This is a genomic window from Enterococcus sp. AMC1252, assembly GCF_058216515.1.
The window spans coordinates 184,140-201,641 of the sequence record NZ_CM177097.1 but is presented as its reverse complement, the minus strand read 5'-3'; the positions used below and the strand labels follow the sequence as shown (position 1 = coordinate 201,641).

The window sequence follows — 17,502 nt, the reverse complement described above, 5'->3', positions numbered from 1 at the left end:
TCATCTCCTAAAAAGTACTCAATTTTATTTTAAGCCTTTCTTCGTCTAGCAAAGTCGACGAATTTAAATTTATCCAATCGATGTCTAGATTCTGTATATTCAAAACAACGCGTATCTTCTAAACTGACTACGCTTCGGACAACTACAACATGTGTATCTCCATGAATATCCATCAACTTCTGATCCTCTTCGGTTACGGCTTCCACTGTAATCTCTTTTTGCGCATAACTGATTGCCAAACCTAAATCACTTTCAAAGTAGTCGTAGATAGAGTCTGCAGCACGCTCCTCTGGCAAGTCATGAATGATTTCTTTTAATAAATAATCAATATCTACAATGACGACTTCCCCATCTATTTCCCTTTGACGAACCAGACGCCACACTGCAGCGTCCTTCTTCCACCCAGTCAAACGTGCTAAAGCATCACTAACTCGCTCTTCTTTTAGCTCTACAACTTTAGTTACACTATGGATTTGCTGCGCACTTTGTAATTCTTTATAACTGATAACACCAGAAATTGGTAAATCAAATTTTCTAACATTTAAAACGATCGATCCTTTTCCTTGTTTCTTTTGGATATATCCTGCGTTGATTAGTAAATTCAATGCTTTACGGATCGTTTCTCTTGAAACTGAATATTGCTCTACCAATTGATTCTCACTTGGGAGCAGTGTTCCAGGTTGATAATCACCTTCTAAAATTCCTTTTTCAAGCTCTAAAAATATATCGTGAAATTTATTCATGTCCATCCCTCCAGCCTAGGATACTCAAAGAAAATGATAGCACATTCTTCCTTAAAAAAATAGCGTTCTCAGTAAGTAAACCGTAGGACTAATACAATTATTTGAAATTACCACACTTGTATTTACAAGCATTTCGTACTATAATGAAAACGAAAACACAACATGTCTATACAAGTTCGAAAATAAAACTGAGTCAGGAGCCTTAAAATGAACTTTCTAATACTTTCACTTACACAAGACACCTTATATATTCAGGAAAAAGAACAGAATATCCTTATTTCTGAACAGTCATTTCCTTTTTCTGATTTTGAATTTCCTAAAACAGCCGAAGCATTAGCCACAAAACTCCTAGAACAATTTCCAACTGCTTCGGGAGCCATTTTCAATGAGATATCGCCTAATTTTTATAAGAACAACCATCAAGTAACTCCATTGAATGCAGGGATAGAAAACCTAATCAAGTATTTTTCAGAACGATTGAATTTTCCAATCCTGACAACCGCTGAACTGGGAGAACGTACTGATTTAGCTACAGCTTTTAAAGAGAAAGCTGAACATTCCATCTGGAATTTAGATTATTTTGGTTATACACCAGGAAAAGAGGAATACTCAGTTGAATCCTTACTAACAATCGGTAATGGCTTTATGGGGTTACGTGGTACGATCCCTGAAATGCCACTTTCAGAAAATCATTATCCTGCTACTTATATAGCTGGACTTTACAATGAAGAAAAATCAGAGGTTGCTGGTCAAATCGTCGAAAACGAAGATTTTGTAAACACTCCAAATAATCAATATATAAGCATTCAAGTCGAAGGAACGGAGGAATGGCTAACTCTTGAAAAGTCTACATTGTATTATCTTCATAGAAATCTTAATTTAAAAACAGGTTTATTTACTTCTAACATGATCATCGAAGATAAGCACAAACATCAATTTACAATAACTACACAGAAAATAGTTAATATGGCCAAAATGAACAATTACAGTATCAAGTACTCAATCAAACCATTGAATTTTTCTAAAAATATTACTATCAAAACAACAACTGATGGTTCAATTTATAATTTCAATGTTGAGCGATATCGTAATTTAACAGCCAAGCACTTTCATATAACACAATTGCTTGCAGAAAAAAACAACTCCATGATCGAAGTACAAACAAACCAATCAAAAATAAAAGTCCAACAAATAGCGAATATTACTGGGGATTTTTTTGAAGTTAGCGCAATAAAAAACTCGATTGGGGCAGAAATAATAGAACAAGAAATCACTTTTTACGCTGAAGAAAATACAGCGTATACACTTGAGAAACAGGTCCAAGTCAAAGCTTCTATAGCAAAGGACAATTGGGACACGCCTTCTCTTTTAGCTGTTTCTTTTGACTCTGAATACATCGAGAGTAAGCTCGCTTGGGAAAAATTGTGGGAGAAATCGGATATTCAAGTTACAGGAGATTTGATGTCACAAAAATTGTTACGGATCCATACCTATCATCTGTTAGTCTCCGCTTCCCCGTTTAATAACAATGAACTGGATGTTTCTGTAACTGCTCGAGGATTACATGGTGAAGCATATCGAGGCCATATTTTCTGGGATGAAATTTTTATATTGCCATTTTATATTCTTCATTTTCCTGAAACGGCCAAACAACTGTTGATGTATCGTTATAATCGTTTAGGTAAAGCAAAAGAAAATGCAAAAAAAAGTAACTACGCTGGTGCGATGTATCCTTGGCAATCTGGGCTTGATGGCAGTGAAGATACACAAAAACTTCATTTGAATCCATTAAATGGAGAATGGGGTGAAGATCACAGCATCCTTCAACGCCACGTGTCTCTTGCGATTGCTTATAATATCTGGATGTATTGGAACAACTCTGGGGACAATCAATTCATCAAAGAATATGGTGCAGAAATGTTAGTAGAAATTGCTGATTTCTGGCGGAGTGCGGCATCTTTCGATGATACAACTAAACGCTACTCTATCAATAAAGTTATGGGACCCGATGAATTCCATGAAGGGTATCCTAACAGTAAGGAAAGTGGCCTAAAAAACAATGCTTACACTAACCTAATGGTCGTTTGGCTATTTGAAGAGTTAGAAAATATTCTTTCACTATTAAATACGCAAGAAAGAACAGAATTATTTAACAAAACAGGAATCACTCAAGAAAATATTGAAAAGATGAAAGACATTCGTAAACGATTATCAATCGAAATCAATGAAGACGGGATCATCGCCCAATATGAAGGCTATTTTGATTTGAAAGAAATTGATTGGGATGCAGCTCGTGCGAAATATGGCAATATCTACCGAATGGATCGGATTTTAAAAGCAGAAGGTCAGTCTCCAGATGATTATAAAGTATCGAAACAAGCAGATACTTTGATGTTGTTTTATAATTTAAATAAAGAAAATATCGATGAGATTTTAGCGGAACTTGGCTATGAATTGCCTGCTGATTATCTTGAAAAAAATCTGTTATATTATTTAAACAGAACATCCCATGGTTCAACTTTATCAAGAATCGTCCATGCACAATTAGCCGAAGAAGTAGCCTTTCATGATCTGTCTTGGAGCTTATATCAAGAAGCTTTATACTCTGATTATCAAGATATCCAAGGTGGAACGACAGCTGAAGGAATCCATACAGGCGTGATGGCAGCAACAATTTACGTTACTTTGACCACTTATGCTGGAATTGACATCAAAAAAAATCTACTAACGATCCATCCAAATTTACCAAAAAACTGGGAAGAAATAAACTTCAACATTGATCACAAAGGCGTTCACTACCATTTGACTATTTCAAACCATTCGGTTCAAGTTTATCCATCACAAGATACAACGGTAATCATCAATGAGCAGCCTTACCAACTAATTGCCCATGAAGTAGCAAGCATTAACTACTAAATATCAGACAGGAGGATACACGTGAAAAAAGGCTTTGTTTTTGATTTAGACGGCGTTATTACTGATACAGCGAAATTCCATTATATTGCTTGGAAAGATTTAGCAAAAAACCTAGGTATCACAATCGATGAATCCTTCAATGAAACATTAAAAGGCATCAGCCGTATGGATTCTTTGGATAAAATTTTAGCTTATGGACATCGGGAAAATGATTTTACTTTAGCAGAAAAAGAAGCTTTAGCGCAAACTAAAAATGAGGCATATGTTAACCTTTTGACAAATCTTTCAGAAAAAGACTTACTGCCAGGCGTTCATGACTTTTTAGTCCAAGCAAAAGCCCAAAATATCCCCTGCTCGATTGCATCTGCTTCTAAAAACGCACCCATGATTTTAGAAAAACTAGGCGTTATTGATTTCTTCGGACATATCGTGGATCCGGAAACCTTAAAAAAAGGAAAACCCGATCCGGAAATCTTTGTAAAAGCAGCAGAAAGTATCAAGGTTGAACCAAAAGACGCAGTAGGCTTTGAAGATGCACAAGCCGGTATCGAAGGAATCAAAGCGGCTGGAATGTTTGCTGTGGGGATTTCGGCAACAGACGTTTTAACAGAGGCTGATTTACAAGTAGCGTCTATGACTGAACTAGATATTGATCAACTCATCAATCAATAAAATCAAAAGAAGAAGTAGCGACATTCTTAGACGCTGCTTCTTCTTTTACACTTTCATGCTGTTAAAACAAGTTTTTTCCATTTACGGATCTTCGTTCGGAAATTTGTAAAAGGAGCAACTGTATTGATATGTACCCATTTATATAGAGGCCACATTGCTTTCGTCGTGGCATAATTTCTCTGACCTGCTTCAAATAACTCTTTATCAGAAAGTGTTTCCAGCCATACGCATACCTCATTAACGGCTGTATTCAACATTTTTCTTTGTTCGTCAATGCTATATTTACCATATTTTTCATAAAAAGATTGATATAAACCACCTAAATTATTCCATTTATATCCCGGTGCAGGTGTTTCCACTATTTTACCAGCTTGTTCATCTTTCTCCCATTGGAGGATCAAATTCACCCAGCCAAGTTGATAAGACAAATTTTCAGAAGGCGTTTTGTCTACCTCTTCGATTCGTTTATTTTTTAAGTTTTCTGGTACTTGTTCAAATTCCTCATCATACTTCTCGTATCTTTTTTTGATTTCGTCAATTAATTCCTGTTTATTTTCATAGGTGCGCATAATCGTACTCCTTTCATATTATCCTCTGCCTATATTTTAAACCTTGTCACAATGTCAAAGTCAAGTGTACAGATACAAATAAAAAATAGTATACTAAATCAATAACCAGACTATCCATTCAAAGGAGAAAAAAATGTTTAGAATCGGTGAGTTCTCTGAATTGACAACTATCAGTCCGCGTATGCTTAGACACTATGATAAACTAAATTTGCTAAAACCTGGAATTAATCAAAAAGAAAATGGCTACCGTTACTACAAACCTGAACAAATCAATCAAGCAAACCAAATTCTTTCACTTAAAAACATTGGGGTTCCATTAAAAGACATCAAACTGCTTTTGGATAACGAAATCGACCAAACTAACTACTTGACCAAACACCGAAAAAAAATTGAAACCGAACTAGCTGAGAAAAAGCTACAGCTTGCCTATTTGGATCGGTTAGAAGAAAAAAATACTACTTCAAAAATCAACGCAGTAAACTATCCAATAGAAATAAAGACCATCGATACTATGCTAGTTCTTGCCTATCGAAAAAAAATAGCATCTTATTATCATGAGGAACAGCTTTGGCAAACATTATTTTCTGAAATAAGACCACAAGACCTAGCTAGTTTAGGGCAATCTATCGCCATTTTTCATAATGCTGATTCTGAAATGATAGATACTGAAGTTATGATCGGTATACCTGAAAAGCTTAAACCAACTTATCCAAAGGTAACAATGTTTTCACCAGGATTGGTGGCTTCAATCGTTATTACTGGTGCATACTCAACAATCCCGGCAGTTCATACAGATATGCTAGAGTGGCTCAAATTAAATGAATACAGCCTAACAGGAAATGTGTTTAACATTTATCACTCCAGTCCTGCCACAGAAGAACAGGAAGAATTATATATTACAGAGGTTTGTTATCCTATAGAAAGTAAAAATAATCAATAATAAACTGGCAGAACGTTGTTATTCTGCCAGTCTAGTGTTTAATTCAACTTTCCTTTTAAAATACTCTTCACAACATGAAACGCCTCATCTAAAAGAATCAGATCAGCAGCATAGCCAACTGCAATCTTCCCTATATTTTGTTCTCCTAAAATAGTAGCAGGAGTGGTTGCCCCCATTTTGATTGCATCACCTAGTGGAATCCCCATCTCCACACTCAATTTAAGTGCTTCATTCATCGTTACTGTACTCGATGCCAAAGTACCATCTTTTAAGCGGGCGACTCCTTTTTCTACAGTAACCTGGTGTCCACCAAATTCATATACACCATCTCCCACACCCATAGCTTGTAAAGCATCCGTAATCAAAACCATGCCTTCAGATCCCTTTATTTTATACAATAAGCGAATAATTCCCGGATGTAAATGAATCCCATCAACAATTGCTTGAACGCTGACCTCGTCATTTTCAAGCGCAGCAGTAACCAATCCCGGCGCACGATGATGGATTGGCGGCATTGCATTGAAACAATGAGTAATGTGGGTTGCTCCGTGTTGAAAAGCGACTTGAGCTTCTTCATACGTTGCATCAGAGTGTGCAATCGCAACGACAACATTTTTTTCTTTTAAATAGGTAATCAATTCCAAACAACCTGGTAATTCAGGCGCTACGGTAACCATTTTAATTAAATTACCCGCTCGCTCAAAAATCATATCCATTTCTTTTAGGTCTGGGTTTCTTAGATAATTCGGATCTTGCATGCCTTTTCGTTTAACATTTAAATAAGGACCTTCTAAATGAATGCCCAAAATTTTTGCTCCGTTTTCATTTCCAATCACTTCTTTAGTACGGTCAATCATTGTCAATAACGCTTCTAACGAAGAGGTCACAGATGTCACTAAAAATCCTGTACAACCTGTTTCTAAACATTTTTTCGATACTTCTTGAATACTTTGAGTAGTACCATCCATCATGTCAAAGTTATTAGCCCCATGAATATGGACATCGATCATTCCTGGAATCAGTAATTGTTTTTGGCCGTCGATTCGTTGGACAGTGGTTTCGTTAGAAAAAGAGCAACTTTCTGATGATTCTATTGCTAAAATAATTCCATTCTCTATCATGATATCGACTATTTCTAGATTGTCTTTTGTACTTATCGTTACATTTTGAATAAGTGACTTCATTATTTTCCACCTTCTACAAGAATGATTTTTACTTCGTCTTTTTGCAATTGTTTGGTTATTGGTTCTGGCAATGGCTTATCTGTGATCAATAGATCGATGTTGGTAAAATCTAGTTTGAAATTGGTTGTATTTCTAACCTTAGAACTGTCTAGCAAAATACATGTCCGCTTAGCGTTTTGAATGATTTTCTGCTTTAATTCAATATCTTCCAGTTCAGAGTAAAATAAACCAGTCTCATTAATACCAGATGCTCCAACAAATGCTATGTCAAAATAAAAATTACCCAACTGATTGATCACTGCCGTACCATGAAGTAAGTGGGAATTAGGGTTAAAATATCCTCCCAGAAGAAAAACTTTTTGTTCATGATTTTTTTCCGTCGCAGATACGGCGTTGTCGATTGAATTCGTGACGACTAAGACTTTTTTTTGAATAAGTTCTTTTGCAATAAATTGAACAGTAGTGGAGACATCTAGCCAAATTGCTTGGTCATCACTGATTTCTTTTACTGCTCTTTTCGCAATTTCATTTTTTTCTTGGCTGTTTACAACCAAGCGTTTAGAATAGTCTTCGATTTTGGTTTTGATGATTGGTAGAGCAATTCCACCACGATATCTTTCAGCTAATCCCTCGTTGACGATCAACAAAATATCTCGGCGAATGCTGTCTTTAGATATTTGGAAATACTTAGCTAATTCCACTGCATCTAGTTTTTCTTTTTCTTGCAGTAATTCTAAAATTTTGGCGATTCGTTCTTTTTGATTCATAAACTCCCCCCCGATTTATTGTTAGTATAGCAAAGAATTATATTTTTGCACATTAATAAGTATTCTCTATAAAACTTTAAGTTTATTTAAGTTTTCAGTCAAAATAAAAAGACCTTTGTCAAAAAAGTCTTTTCATAACTATATTTTTTTGATGATCGATCCTATACAAAATGGGTTGGCTATACACATAAATGAAATCGTATTGTCTTGCAGTTTTTTTCCTATGGATATGTTTTGCTAGTTGCTCAATACTGTGTTCATCTTCACCAAACACAAAGATAAACAAATTGTTTTCTTGATAGACTTTGTAGTTGCCACTTTGTAGTTTTTCAACTTTATTGTCGTATGCTTCAATCAAATTAAACAATGAATGCCAGTTAGCAATCGAAATAGCCACCTTTTTCTTAGCATTATCCGGTAAGGGTAAATTGATTCTAAGGACATCATCTCCGTACCTTTCCTTGATGATTTCAAGAATTTGCTTATCATTATGTATATTGATTGCATCAAGGTTCAACGCTTTTAGCACACTTTCTTTTAGTGATTGCGTGACTTCTACCCCAATGTTCTGAACTAAGTTTTGAATATCTGGTTTATCCAACAAGATAGCCTCTTGATATTTTTCAGGTTCTGATCTTTGAAGAATCTCCAATGCTTTTCGTTCATCTGGACGTTCCATTATAGCCATGCAATCACTCCTGTCCTACTTCTATTATAGTAACATTATACTAAAATTAGAGATAAATCAATTTAGAAAAGCTATAAAAAAACTGAACACCCTTTTCATTTTGGGCGTTCAGTCGTTACTCTTTTATCTATTCAATAACTCTTTTTTATACCATCCCATTATTGATAGAAGCACAAGGAACAAACCTGTAATCCAAGTCCTGTTAGCACTTGAATCATTTGTTGCTGGTAACTGCTTACCAGTAGGTTTTGTTGTGCCAATGGGTTTTGTTGAACCAGTAGCATCTTCACTGATTTTTACTTCAACTACTTGCAAACCTTCTTCTACATAAAATTCGTATCCCGGATATTTTTCAGCCAGTTTGTTCATTGTATCATCCGACCAGTTGTAAGTATACGTGAATGACGTAGTACCAGCTTTTAATGCTTTCCACTTACCATCAGCATCAATTTCAATGATTGAAGGGTCTTTAATAGATGCCGTAAATGAACCTGAGGCATCTTCAATTCCTTCTATTGGTTTCACTTTGATTTGTCCGACATCACCAACTTTTCCAGTGATGGAAGAAATTTCTACTCGTGGTGTAATGTTTAATATTCCTGCTGGTTTCACTTCAACTTTTATCAAAGTAGCAATGTCTCTCGTTATCAATGCACTACCAGGATTTTTCTTTTCAATCTCTTTATATGACTCATCGGAAAGCTGGAAATCTAAGACAAACTCAGTTGTTCCAGTTTTTAGTGCTTTCCATCTTCCATCCGCATCAACCGAAATAACCTCTTTAGCTGCTCCATCCGAAATATAGGCCAAATATGTTCCTTTAAGATCTGCTACGCCGCCCATAGGAGCTACTTTAAATTGACCTGTCTCACCTATTTTTGCATTGATTGTCCCAACATTAAAACTAGGCGTAATATCAACAACCTTTTCTTCTGGCTGGGTCACTTCAACAGGAACTACTTGAGTGATATCTTTTTTTACTAATTGGTGATCTGGATATTTTTCTTGAATTTTTTTCAATGAGTCTTTGTCCCATTCAAAATCCAAAGTTGCTTTGGTTTTTCCAGACTTCAGCCCTTGCCATTGGCCTTGATCATTTATTGAAAGAATACCCTTATCTGCTACTGTGGTTTTGAACGTTCCCTTGAGGTTCTTCATTCCCTCGACTTGTTCAACTTCGATTGCGCCCTTTCCTCCAATAGCCGTTTTGATTTCTTTGATTTTAAATTTCGGTGTAATATCGATATCCTTTTTCGCTTCAGTGACTTTAGTCTCAGTATCAAGTATCTTAGCTGTTTCAATTTCAGCTGTTGAGCTATCTTCCGTTGCAAATGAAGCCGTCGAACATGCTAAAAGTGTCGAACTAAATAAAATCCCCAACATCAAACTTTTTATTGTTTTCATTTTTTTCCTCCCGAGTTTTAAAGCTAAACAGTCTCGCTCATCTCACCTGAAAAATTGAGGGCTAGTATTTTTACCCAATCAACTGTTCTTTTTTTCTGAGAACATCATTTCTTATCGTTTGATCTCTTAAAAAATGATGAGATTAAATCAGAGCATAACAACAACCTATAAAGCTAGCTACTAAAAATGTATACGCTTCAATCTTATCAAATTCTAATCATTAGAGCAACCACTGTTTTTAATACATGTAAAGATACATGAAAAATGCATACTTCTAATAGCGTTTTTCGAGAACTATACACTACCAAAAAATACTTCTAAAATCTGTATACGGAAACTACAGTTTTTAGAAGTATTTTTACTATTTTTTGTTATACAGTAAATTCAGCCTTACTGTTCGTATTCACTAGTATTATTTCGGCATTACATCTGCTGGAATCGCAGATTGATATTTCTTTCCGCCAACTGTTACTTGATGTTCTGCTTTTGCTTTCGCTACCAATTCAGGATTCGTCAATAAATCATAAGCAGTGGTTGCAATTGTTTTTCCTGCGGCTAGTAATCCTTTGTGAGCAACAGAAGATTTACCATTGGCAACCCACTGCCATGAATGCGGTGGCGTTCCCTGTGGTTCACAACCGACTAAAACTTGGGCTGTCGGACAAACCCAGCTCACATCTCCTACATCTGTTGAGCCAGAAGTCGCATTTGAGAAGAATAATGGACTGATTTGATCTAGAACGGGCATCGTACCAAGACGTTCGATTTCTTCTTCACTTGCGGTAGGATTACTTTGTCTTGCTCTTGCTTTCAGACCTTCTTTTGTTGCCTCATTTAAGCTATCATAATATCTTTGGCTATATTCTTGATCTTCTTTGGTCAAATTCATATTGCCAAAATCTTTTAAGTTTTCATACATTGCTGTTGTCACAGCTTGGTTTGGTAGATAGTTGGCACAAGCTGAATCGAAGACGATTTCTAATTCTGTTTCCGTCATCAAGGCTGCACCTTCTGCGATTTTGTTGACACGCTTGTAAATTTCTTCTGCTTGTTCTAATTTTGGTGCACGGATAAAATAATACAAACTTGAAGTCGGCTGGACAACGTTAGCAGACTCACCACCGGCATCCATAAAAGCATAATGAACACGACCTTCATCAATGATATGTTCACGTAAAAATTGTACGCCAATATTCATTAATTCTGCTGCATCAAGTGCGCTACGTCCTTGCTCAGGAGCTGCTGCTGCATGAGCAGATACCCCTTTAAAGTTATAATAGATTTGATAAACAGCTAAACTACTGAGTCCCCATGCCATACTTGTATCCATTGGATGCCATGAAAGAGCAACATCTAGACAATCAAATACTCCATCTCTAGCCATGAAGGCTTTTCCATAACCACTTTCTTCAGCCGGACAACCGAATAATTTGATCGTACCTGTTAATTTTTCTTGCTCCATCAAATCTTTAACACCAATAGCACCAGCTAAAGCACCTGTTCCGAGCAAGTTATGTCCACAACCATGCCCATTGCCACCTTCATTTTCTGCTTTTTGCTCCCCTAAATCAGCGACTTGGCTCAAATTACCTAACGCATCATATTCAGCTAAAATTCCAATAACAGGATTGCCACTACCATAAGTAGCCACGAATGAATGTTCCATGTTGGCAACACCTTTTTCAATTGAAAACCCTTCTTTTTCTAAAATTTCTAGGAAAGGTTTTACAGATTCAACTGTTGCAAATCTTGTTTCTGGTGTACCCCAAATTCGATCTGCTGCTGCGATAAACTGGTCTTTTTTTGCATCTATCAATGTTGAAATTTGTTGTTTTGCATCCATTTTTACATTCTTCCTTTCTTAACCATAATCGGTTTTCTATTTAATCAAACCGTATACGTTTTAACCTAACGATCAATTCCAAATAATTCTTTGGCAATTCGCTTACCCGTTTTTGTTCCAGCTAATCCGCCGATCCCAGTTTCACGAATATCCGCTGGCATACTTCGACCAACACGATACATTGTTTCCACCACTTCATCTGCTGGAATCTCACTTTCGATTCCTGCTAAAGCCATTTCTGCTGCGCTGATAGCATTCGACGTGCCTCCCGCATTTCGTTTAATACAAGGAATTTCCACCAATCCTGCGACAGGATCACAAGCTAAACCGATTAAATTATTCAAGGCGATGGCAAAGGCATGACTTGCTTGTTCTGGTGTACCTCCTGCCATTTCCACTAATGCTGCGGCTGCCATTCCAGATGCTGAACCGATTTCAGCCTGACAACCACCTTCTGCACCTGAAATCATCGCATTATTCGCTGTAACAAAACCAAATGCTGCGGCCGTAAATAGAAAATTGAGCATATCCTCACGGGTTGAAGCAAACTTTTCACTAAAGGCTAGTAACACACCTGGTACTACTCCTGCTGAGCCAGCTGTTGGTGTCGCACAGATCATGCCCATCGCCGCATTGACTTCATTTGTTGCCACAGCGTAACATAGGGCTTTGACAAAAGTATCATCCGTCAATACTGATTTTTTATCTAGGTAAGCCTGCAGTTTCTTTGCATCATATCCAGTTAAACCAGAATGTGAACGTACACCTTGAACCCCTTTAGCAGCTGCTGCTTCCATTGTTTCTAAATTCAAGGTCATTTGGTTCATGATTTCCATTCTGCTACGTCCTGAGGTTTCTATTTCTTGTCGGATCATGATTTCGGATATAGTGCATTGACTTTCTTTTGCTCGTTGTACAAGTTCTTCAATTGATTCAAACAAAACATTCACGTCCTCTAATTTAGCCGGTCGTAGGCATTACTGCTGTTATTCCCGGTATTTCTTTGATTTTTGCCACTAATTTTTGGCTGATATCACTGACGGTTTCAACAAAGAACAGTGTTTCTTGATTTAATTGTTGAACTTCGATAAATGCAGGATTTTCTAGTGCCATTTCTACATTAGAAAGAGCTGATTCCTGATCGGCAGTGAAGACTAAGCCATTGCCTTGGTCATGATTCAACAATGTAGAATAGTGATTGATCTCTGTTAACTGAATACTACCTCCACCAATCGAAATCGCCGTTAAATTCAGTTTTTCTTGTTCATCAATCAGCTCTAAATTCACTGTATTTGCGTGTTCTGTTTCTTTAGCGCTGACCAAAAATTCAATAGAAACACCTTGTTTTTCCGCAATTTCAATCGCCTCTGGAATCCGTTCATCGTGTGTCTCAAACCCTAAAACCCCTGCCACGATCGCAACAGCCGTTCCATGTCCTTTATAGGTTTCCGCAAATGAACCGAAAAATGTCACAATCAACTTTTTGGGCGTGCGTTTATATAATTCTCTTGCCATATTACCGATCCTGACCGCTCCAGCTGTATGAGAGCTGGAAGGGCCAACCATGATGGGACCAATGATATCAAAGGCGCTTTTGTATTTAAATTTTTTGTTTGACATTACGCTTCTTTTTTCACTCCTAATACACAAAGTCCGCAAAGTAGACTTGCTGCTGCCATAAAGCCAAATGCTAAAGTAAATGAACCACCGGCTGCTTTGATCAATTGTCCTAAGATCATTGGCGCTAAGAATCCACCTAATGTTCCGCCAGTATTGATGATTCCGATAGAAGAACCGATGATCGATGGGTCCATGATTTTGTGTGGCCATGTAAAGATCGCTGTAAAGGCACTAACTGAAACCATACTGACTGCAATCAGACAGATCATGGACAACACTAGATTATTAGATGCAACAAAAGCGGCTACTAAAATTGCTGCTAAAACAGTCGCACTAAGAATAAATATACGTTCTTTCCCTAAAAATAGTTTAGATAGTAATGCCCCTGCAAACATTGTTGCTGCCGTTTGGAACACTGCATTAACTGCTAATAAGTAACCAATTGTTTTAATATCAATCGCAAATTTTTGTGCTAAGAAACTTGGTAACCAAGACATATTTCCATACAATAAAAAGTTCAATAATAACATTGCTACAAACAATACTAATACATTGCGATTTGTAATAACTTGACTAAATTTGATCGCCGGTTTATTTTCTGAACTCGTTTTTGAACTAACTGCTTTGTTAGGAACAAATACCGCAACAAGAACCAAAGCTACCGCAAATAACGTCCCCAATGCAAGGTAGCCATAACGCCAATTTGCATTGATTAAATTAGTTCCTAAAGTAAAGGCTAAAATCCCGCCAATACCTGATGTAGAAAGGATCAATGATTGGATAAAAGTTCTACGTTCTTGTGGAAAATTATCCGCAATCGATTTCGAGCAACTCGGTGGATACCCTCCGTGACCAAGTCCTGCAAAAAAGCGAATAACCATAAATAACATCAAACTACTCACTGCACCAAAAGCAAATGAAAAAATTGAAATAATTGCAAGTGACAACATCAATACTTTTTTGGCGCCGATCTTATCCGCCAACCAACCTCCTGGAATTTGCATTAAGGAATAACCTAGGAAAAAGAAGGACATGATCATTCCAGTTTGACCTGCATCCAGATTAAACTCTTTAGCCATCGGTAAAACAGCCGTGGAAATCATACTCTTGTCCATATAAATCATCGAATACCCTGCCATTAAAGCAAAAATCAACCCAGCACTACTTTTATTTGTTACTTTTTCAACTTGTGTCTCCATTTTTTTCCTCCATAACTCAAATATAAGAAAACGTTTTCCATGCATTTATTATATAAAACAATTCACAAATAAAAATTACTTTTATTGCTTCATATAGTACTAATATTTTTAATATAGAGAAAAACAAAAAAGAAAAGCAAAAAAAGAGTCGTCTTTTTTGCTTTTCTATCTTATTTAAGTAGCTTACTTTCTTTTAACCTCACCTGAGCGTCGTTCCTTGATTTCATGTTCCTCAGAGAGATTTTTTTGTTGCTGGGCAACATCATAGACTCTTGTGCTAGGATCATGATTAATACCGCCCGTTCCAGTGTTTACCATTGTTCCCCAGCCTGTTTTAGTAGGTGTTTTCCCTTTTGCTCTTAGCTTATCATTTTTCTCTCTAATCCGCTTATGCTTTGCTCTTCGTCGATCATCAAAGAAATCTGACATTTTATTGAATATTCCCAAACTGCTCCCTCCTTAATTCTTTATCAAATTCTAAAATCAATGCTTATTTAATCTTTTGCTCTTTAGTACAATGGCTGAAACAAGTACAACTGACAAGCATTCAGCGTCAACGTGGTTTCAAGCTCATATCCAAATGAATCGATTTGTTCTTTTTTTAGTTCAAATTTAGGCACGATTTTTTGCTCTAAGTATTTTTGCAGTTCATGATCCAACTCCGCTTGCCCGCCAACTCTAATCCAATCATTGTATATACCACCATGATCTTTGTCCAAGACATATTCCCGGATCAGGTAGTTCCCCACAGGCAACGCACTTAAATGAATCCTCATTTTTTTTGTTTGATATTGCACTTGAAAAGTATCGACTGAGTCAAAAGGATCTAAATAGCTGGAATTGTATAACAAAAGCTGAAACTGTCCTTGATTTCGTGTCAAAATATAGCCGTCTCCGCGAGAAACTAGCTCTCCTTTTAAGCGACTCAAAAATTGCAATGAAAAAAAGAGCGGTCGTCGTAGTTCTTCGTAAAGAAAAACAGATAAGCTGCTGTCTTCCCTTGTATATGTTTGTCGTTCTTTTACTTTGATATTCAACCAATAAGCAATTCCAGTGACTTCTTTTGACAATTCTACAATTGATTCTAAAATCAATGCCGAACGGAAAAACGTTCCAGAAAAGGTATTCCCTTCTCCAACTAAAGTATTCCAGTCCGTTAAAAATAATTCTGGTGCCCACGATGAAAAAGTAAGATTTTCTTCTAGTTGGCTCGTTTCGATAACAGATTTTACTCTACTTAAAATTTCTTGCTGATACTCTTTGAAACGTAACGCATGCTCATCTTTGATTACGGTTGACGCATATGGATCTGCATGAAAACTAATAAAGTCAGGTAAACAATGTTGGGCACCTTGCTCTGAAATAAAGGCTTGGTATTGTTGATATTCTTTTTCGTCCAGTGAACGCAAGGACATCATCCCTAGCTTAGCGCTTGGCACCAGCTGTTTCAATTTACGATAAAAATAATGATAGCCCCACCGATTATCTTCATTCCAAATCCCACTGATTTTTGGCAATGACCATTGAATATACCACTGACTCACTTCATCTCTACCATAGCGGTTCAAAAAATGACGGATGATTTTCAACTGCTTATCACACCACAATTGGACTTCTTCTTTTGTAGTGAAATTTTCTGGTAAATACAATTGAATCATTGGTTTTAACTGGATCTTTACTAGAAAATCAAACCATTGATTATTTAAAATATACTCTGATACCAATAAAACATCATCTTCAAAATTGGTTTCTTCACAAAAGCCTTCAAATTGAACTAAATCAAAAGCCAAATCGTTTTGCAAAATACGTAATTCCCGTTGAACCCCATTGGCCAATCCTTCCCCAGCAGGTCCGATTTTTATGATTTTTTTACTACTGTGGAAGTCTGGCTGTGACTCTTTGGGTAAGACTAGCTGTAGATACTGTTCAATCGCAGCATTCTCATCTTCGATATCATTTTCTACCAAATATTTTGCTAATTCCTGCAGAGCTGCTGCCCCAGTTATTTCTTGATAATCAGCATTTTCTGTCGATTGTTTTGCTTGATCATTAGCTAAAGAATATTTTTTACGATAATTTGCTGGCGTTAATCCATAATGTTTTTTAAATACTTGATGAAACGTTTTAGTATTAGAAAAACCGCTGTTCAAAGCAACTCTGATAACAGATTGTGGTGTCAAAATCAACGCTTCTGCAGCATGCATCAAACGGATTTGATTTAAATATTCAGTAAAGGTCACCCCTACTTGTTTTTTGAAAGAACGAGACAGGTGATAATAGGATATACCACTTGATTCTGCTAGCGCTTCCAGCGAAATTGGTTGATCATAACTTTTTTGGATCTGATCCAACAGTTGATTTAAACGATCATCCACTATTTCGGGTTTCAATTGAGGAGCTGGAACGACTTCTTTTTTGAACCCTTTGACCAATTGTGTTAGAACAGTAAAAAAGTGTTGGTAGATTTCTAGTTCACTTTCTTCATTTTGCTTAAAATAAGCTGCCATTAGGTGAACTAATGCTTCACGTAACTGCTGGATTTTTTTGGTTTCAATAACTTCTGATTGGTCTGAAGTTGAACACTCAATATACGGCAGCCAGTTTTCTTTAAATTGTGAAGTGATCGGCGACCTAGAAATTCTTAAAGACAGCAGCAAATTCTTTTCTGGACTCTGAACCTGAAATTGCTGACGCGGATTAATGACTAGTAAATCATCCCTACTTAATTCATAATCTTTCCCGCCAGTGGTAACGGTCATATTGCCATTAAGCATGAGAAAAAGTGTTAAATAGTCACTGATTTGCGGCGGTGCATAATTGACTTTCATCAACGATAGATGAAAAGGAAATTGTTTAGATTCTCCCATAGATTTAGCCTTCCTTACTTCCTACTAGTTTGTTTAACAAAATATATCATCAAATCTCCCGTGAAACAAGTTGTCATTTTGGTAGAAAAT

The 17,502-nt window shown here is 36.6% G+C and carries 15 protein-coding genes; 3 read left to right on the top strand and 12 right to left on the bottom strand.

The window, feature by feature from the left end; translation table 11 throughout:
- Nucleotides 1-29: 29 nt before the first annotated feature.
- Nucleotides 30-743, bottom strand: coding sequence for a trehalose operon repressor (gene treR, locus AC4BB5_RS00905; protein WP_490457584.1), 714 nt, complete (start codon nt 741-743; stop codon nt 30-32).
- 207 nt (nt 744-950) lie between these two features.
- Here treR and AC4BB5_RS00900 point away from each other — a divergent pair, with 207 nt between their 5' ends.
- Nucleotides 951-3,659, top strand: a complete 2,709-nt coding sequence (locus AC4BB5_RS00900) for a glycoside hydrolase family 65 protein (RefSeq protein WP_490457583.1) — start codon at nt 951-953, stop codon at nt 3,657-3,659.
- 21 nt (nt 3,660-3,680) lie between these two features.
- A complete protein-coding gene (gene pgmB / locus AC4BB5_RS00895) occupies nt 3,681-4,331 on the top strand; it encodes a beta-phosphoglucomutase (protein ID WP_490457582.1) in 651 nt (216 codons plus the stop codon).
- Between the two features lie 53 nt (nt 4,332-4,384).
- On the opposite strand, the gene AC4BB5_RS00890 is transcribed toward pgmB, so the two are convergent.
- Nucleotides 4,385-4,900 (bottom strand): ClbS/DfsB family four-helix bundle protein, encoded by a 516-nt coding sequence (locus AC4BB5_RS00890; protein WP_490457581.1) that lies wholly within the window; start codon nt 4,898-4,900, stop codon nt 4,385-4,387.
- A 133-nt stretch (nt 4,901-5,033) separates the two neighbouring features.
- Between AC4BB5_RS00890 and AC4BB5_RS00885 the strand changes: the two genes are divergently transcribed.
- Complete coding sequence (locus AC4BB5_RS00885) at nt 5,034-5,840, top strand: MerR family transcriptional regulator (RefSeq protein ID WP_490457580.1); 807 nt, start codon at nt 5,034-5,036, stop codon at nt 5,838-5,840.
- Between the two features lie 38 nt (nt 5,841-5,878).
- On the opposite strand, the gene nagA is transcribed toward AC4BB5_RS00885, so the two are convergent.
- From nagA to AC4BB5_RS00835, 10 genes are all read right to left on the bottom strand, one after another.
- Nucleotides 5,879-7,024, bottom strand: a complete 1,146-nt coding sequence (gene nagA / locus AC4BB5_RS00880) for an N-acetylglucosamine-6-phosphate deacetylase (RefSeq protein WP_490457579.1) — start codon at nt 7,022-7,024, stop codon at nt 5,879-5,881.
- Complete coding sequence (locus AC4BB5_RS00875; protein ID WP_490457578.1) at nt 7,024-7,791, bottom strand: DeoR/GlpR family DNA-binding transcription regulator; 768 nt, start codon at nt 7,789-7,791, stop codon at nt 7,024-7,026. Before AC4BB5_RS00875 ends, nagA begins: the two co-directional genes overlap by 1 nt.
- A 118-nt stretch (nt 7,792-7,909) precedes the next feature.
- Nucleotides 7,910-8,479, bottom strand: coding sequence for a hypothetical protein (locus AC4BB5_RS00870; RefSeq protein ID WP_490457577.1), 570 nt, complete (start codon nt 8,477-8,479; stop codon nt 7,910-7,912).
- Nucleotides 8,480-8,602: 123 nt separating this feature from the next.
- The gene (locus tag AC4BB5_RS00865) at nt 8,603-9,883 is read right to left on the bottom strand and encodes an LPXTG cell wall anchor domain-containing protein (protein WP_490457576.1); all 1,281 of its coding nucleotides are present in this window, start codon (nt 9,881-9,883) and stop codon (nt 8,603-8,605) included.
- A 412-nt stretch (nt 9,884-10,295) separates the two neighbouring features.
- Entirely contained in the window at nt 10,296-11,726 is a 1,431-nt protein-coding gene (locus AC4BB5_RS00860) for an amidohydrolase (RefSeq protein ID WP_490457575.1), read from the bottom strand.
- 65 nt (nt 11,727-11,791) lie between these two features.
- Nucleotides 11,792-12,667: an L-serine ammonia-lyase, iron-sulfur-dependent, subunit alpha gene (gene sdaAA, locus AC4BB5_RS00855; protein WP_490457574.1), complete on the bottom strand. Its 876-nt coding sequence runs from the start codon at nt 12,665-12,667 to the stop codon at nt 11,792-11,794.
- Nucleotides 12,668-12,686: 19 nt separating this feature from the next.
- Nucleotides 12,687-13,346 carry an L-serine ammonia-lyase, iron-sulfur-dependent subunit beta gene (sdaAB, locus tag AC4BB5_RS00850; protein WP_490457573.1) on the bottom strand — a complete coding sequence of 220 codons (660 nt, stop codon included), beginning with the start codon at nt 13,344-13,346 and terminating at the stop codon, nt 12,687-12,689.
- The gene (locus tag AC4BB5_RS00845) at nt 13,346-14,545 is read right to left on the bottom strand and encodes an MFS transporter (protein WP_490457572.1); all 1,200 of its coding nucleotides are present in this window, start codon (nt 14,543-14,545) and stop codon (nt 13,346-13,348) included. Before AC4BB5_RS00845 ends, sdaAB begins: the two co-directional genes overlap by 1 nt.
- A 183-nt stretch (nt 14,546-14,728) precedes the next feature.
- On the bottom strand, nt 14,729-14,992 hold the full coding sequence (locus tag AC4BB5_RS00840) for a hypothetical protein (RefSeq protein ID WP_490457571.1): 264 nt from the start codon (nt 14,990-14,992) through the stop codon (nt 14,729-14,731).
- Between the two features lie 62 nt (nt 14,993-15,054).
- Nucleotides 15,055-17,412: a helix-turn-helix domain-containing protein gene (locus AC4BB5_RS00835; protein ID WP_490457570.1), complete on the bottom strand. Its 2,358-nt coding sequence runs from the start codon at nt 17,410-17,412 to the stop codon at nt 15,055-15,057.
- Nucleotides 17,413-17,502 lie beyond the last annotated feature (90 nt).

Coding starts and splice junctions, on each gene's coding strand:
- AC4BB5_RS00900 (WP_490457583.1), top strand. CDS start 951: ATGAACTTTCTAATACTTTCACTTACACAAGACACCTTATATATTCAG.
- treR (WP_490457584.1), bottom strand. CDS start 743: ATGAATAAATTTCACGATATATTTTTAGAGCTTGAAAAAGGAATTTTA.
- AC4BB5_RS00860 (WP_490457575.1), bottom strand. CDS start 11,726: ATGGATGCAAAACAACAAATTTCAACATTGATAGATGCAAAAAAAGAC.
- AC4BB5_RS00885 (WP_490457580.1), top strand. CDS start 5,034: ATGTTTAGAATCGGTGAGTTCTCTGAATTGACAACTATCAGTCCGCGT.
- AC4BB5_RS00890 (WP_490457581.1), bottom strand. CDS start 4,900: ATGCGCACCTATGAAAATAAACAGGAATTAATTGACGAAATCAAAAAA.
- AC4BB5_RS00875 (WP_490457578.1), bottom strand. CDS start 7,791: ATGAATCAAAAAGAACGAATCGCCAAAATTTTAGAATTACTGCAAGAA.
- nagA (WP_490457579.1), bottom strand. CDS start 7,024: ATGAAGTCACTTATTCAAAATGTAACGATAAGTACAAAAGACAATCTA.
- AC4BB5_RS00870 (WP_490457577.1), bottom strand. CDS start 8,479: ATGGCTATAATGGAACGTCCAGATGAACGAAAAGCATTGGAGATTCTT.
- sdaAB (WP_490457573.1), bottom strand. CDS start 13,346: ATGTCAAACAAAAAATTTAAATACAAAAGCGCCTTTGATATCATTGGT.
- AC4BB5_RS00845 (WP_490457572.1), bottom strand. CDS start 14,545: ATGGAGACACAAGTTGAAAAAGTAACAAATAAAAGTAGTGCTGGGTTG.
- AC4BB5_RS00835 (WP_490457570.1), bottom strand. CDS start 17,412: ATGGGAGAATCTAAACAATTTCCTTTTCATCTATCGTTGATGAAAGTC.
- AC4BB5_RS00865 (WP_490457576.1), bottom strand. CDS start 9,883: ATGAAAACAATAAAAAGTTTGATGTTGGGGATTTTATTTAGTTCGACA.